Source organism: Luteitalea sp. (assembly GCF_022842525.1).
Classification (GTDB): Bacteria; Acidobacteriota; Vicinamibacteria; order Vicinamibacterales; family Vicinamibacteraceae; genus Luteitalea.
In genome coordinates this window covers 1-2560 of record NZ_JALHPM010000378.1, presented here as the reverse complement: position 1 = coordinate 2560, position 2560 = coordinate 1, and the positions used below count along the sequence as shown (strand labels likewise).

General features: G+C 66.8%; 5 protein-coding genes. 1 reads left to right on the top strand and 4 read right to left on the bottom strand.

The features are described from left to right. Window positions 1–582 (bottom strand): hypothetical protein (locus tag Q0C41_RS31225; protein ID WP_291990934.1); only part of this gene is annotated, 582 nt, incomplete at its 3' end. Window positions 583–585: 3 nt separating this feature from the next. Beyond that, window positions 586–876 (bottom strand): hypothetical protein, encoded by a 291-nt coding sequence (locus Q0C41_RS31220; RefSeq protein ID WP_291990932.1) that lies wholly within the window; start codon window positions 874–876, stop codon window positions 586–588. A 308-nt stretch (window positions 877–1184) separates the two neighbouring features. On the opposite strand from Q0C41_RS31220, the gene Q0C41_RS31215 reads away from it, so the two are divergent. Further along, window positions 1185–1640 carry a hypothetical protein gene (locus tag Q0C41_RS31215; protein WP_291990930.1) on the top strand — a complete coding sequence of 152 codons (456 nt, stop codon included), beginning with the start codon at window positions 1185–1187 and terminating at the stop codon, window positions 1638–1640. A 17-nt stretch (window positions 1641–1657) separates the two neighbouring features. On the opposite strand, the gene Q0C41_RS31210 is transcribed toward Q0C41_RS31215, so the two are convergent. Beyond that, entirely contained in the window at window positions 1658–2098 is a 441-nt protein-coding gene (locus Q0C41_RS31210; protein WP_291990928.1) for a hypothetical protein, read from the bottom strand. Window positions 2099–2106: 8 nt separating this feature from the next. After that, a partial coding sequence (locus tag Q0C41_RS31205) for a hypothetical protein (RefSeq protein WP_291990926.1) occupies window positions 2107–2560 on the bottom strand: 454 nt, incomplete at its 5' end.

Below are 2560 nucleotides of genomic sequence, written 5' to 3'. Positions count from 1 at the left end.
CGCGTCGAGGAACGAACGAGTCCACACGTCCGTGGCCGCGCCGGACTTCGCGTACCGTCGAGCGGTCACGCGAAAGGCCGACGCCCCGGAAGACAGACCGCCTCGCGGGAGATCGCTCACCAGCAGCACCCACGAACTGTCCCGAAGCCCCACAAGGCCGAGCACCCGCTGGCCATCCGCCGGTCGCACGCCGACGGCGCTCACGCGCGCGCCTGCGGAGTCATACACCAGGAGGCGGCCTCTGAGCGTGATGACGCCGATGGTGCCCGGTCCGGCGCCGATGGCAACCGTCGGGGCGCCGCCTGGCTCAGGCGTGCCCCATGGCTCGAGTGACAGCAGACCCGAATCATGAGCGACGCGCCACAGGTTGCCCGACTTCGACTCCGCCCCGACGACCACGTCACCGACCGAGGCAAAGCCGACGAAGGAATACGGACGATCCGCATCGCCATCCAGGATGATGGCATCCGAGCGCGCCGGTGTGCTCGCGCCACGATCGGCGCGAGTCACCTCGCGGTCCTGAGGTGCGCAACCGTAGAGCACGGCTGCGCACACCAGGATGGTCGCATACGAGCGTCGCACGCGCTACTTCACCACGGACGAGAGGGCACCGACCGCCGCGCCGACCGGCACGCAGGCCGCTGAATCGATGCCGTATGTGACGGTGCAGCCGAACTCCATGAAGTTGCGAACGAACCAACCGTAGTCCTGCGCGCCCACGGCGCAATCACGGAAGGACTGCGCCGCCCTGTCGATGCAGTTGAAGATGGCGTCCGTGGCCGTCTGCTGCGCGACGGCCTGGCGAGGGGTGAGGGCCACGAACAGTCCGAGCGCGGCCACGAGGGTGAGGAGGAACCGACGAAGGTTCTTCTGCATGGTCATGATCTCCGCTGAAGGGTGAGTGCTGCGGAGGCCAACCTAGGAATGCGGTTCGCGACGGACAATACAGTGCGCCCCGTGTAGGACTGTCGTTCTTCCCCGCGTATCACGGTAGGTCGCGTTTGGCGAATGCAGTCACCGAAGTAGGTGAAGATCGCTCACCAAACAGCACCCTGTCAGCCGCATTGACGCCGCCACGATCATCCGTAGAATCAAGCTGTTGAGCGTCACCGCACCGTCACCGAACTCTCTCGCCCGCCCCGGTCCTGCGCATGAACCCACTCCCCCGCATCGCCTCGGCCGTCTTGACCCTGTTCGTGTTGGCGTCCTGTCAGCGCGTCACGACCGAGCCGTCCGCGATCACCAAGATCACGTCCACGACCTCATTCGGGATGTGCGTCGGGTACTGTAAGACGACGTTGGAGATCACCGAGACGGAAGCCGTACTCATCCGCGAGGCATACGGGCGCGGCGCGGGGGCTGACCTTCCACTCCAACGCCTCACGACGCCGCTCTCCGCGCAGGAATGGCAGGACATCGCGGCGGCAGCGACCGCCGCGGCGGCGGCGTTCGACACGTTGCCCGAACGGATCGGCTGCCCGGATTGCGCGGACGGTGGCGCGGAGTCGCTGACATTGCTCGGGCCCGGTCGGGACAAGTCGGTGACCTTCGACTTCGGTGCGTCGATCGCGGGCGTGCAGCCGCTGCTCGAGCAGGTGCGGGCACTCAGACTGCGACTAACGCCGAGCGAGGATCGCTAGAGCGAGCCGGGATCGCCCTAACGGGCCCCGCACGACTTGGCCTGCCAGCCGCCACCAGGCTGACGCTCCCGCGCCTCCGGACGCAGCTCGCTTCGCGCGTCTTCGGTCAACAGGACACACGGGTCGAACCAGTGGATGGTTCGAGCCGCCGCCTTGATCGGCGGAAGCGCTCCGGCGAACTCGGGATTCTCCGGGCAGCGATAGTGCCAGAGCGCAGCGACGGCAGGCGGCTCCTCGAAGCACAGGATCTCTTTCACACCGCCGTTGCAGTTCGTCGCCACGACGAGCACTGCGCCGGGAATCGAGGCTGGTGGCTCGGGCACCTCGATGACGAGATCGTGATGAAACTCACCCTGCTGCCAATGCTCGAGCATGCGGTGACGTCCGCATACACGATCGACGCGCTCAAGCAGTGCGCCGAGTCCGAGATGGTTGGCGAGCGTCGCGACGGTCTCCATGGTTCTCCCTACGGTCGGGCGACCCGTTTGGTGTCCGCCAGCGACGTCGAGATCATCACGCGAGTGAACGGGGTGGTCTCAATCCCTTCGGGATTGCGCTGCTCATCGCGAGGCCGACGCCTCGGGCCGCGCGTCCCGAGGAAGACCACCACCGCGCGGGGGAGGCGCAGTTCGGCCGCCCGGATGTGGGCCTCGACCGCGGCAAGCGGGGCCTCCGCCGTGATGAACAGCATCGTACCGTCCCCGTCGATCGCGTCGTCGAAGAACATCGTGCCCCAGTTCGGGTTCGGCTCGAGCTCATGGAAGTGTTCAAGTCGCAGTAGCGCCAGGAGCTCCACGGGTTCGTCGCCGACCGTCGGATACCCACCGTCAGGCGCCAAGGCGCGAAGTCGATATTGGATGGAGCGCTCCCAACCGCCGCCCGTCATGAACTGGCTGTCCGCCTGCGCCTCAAGTACCTCG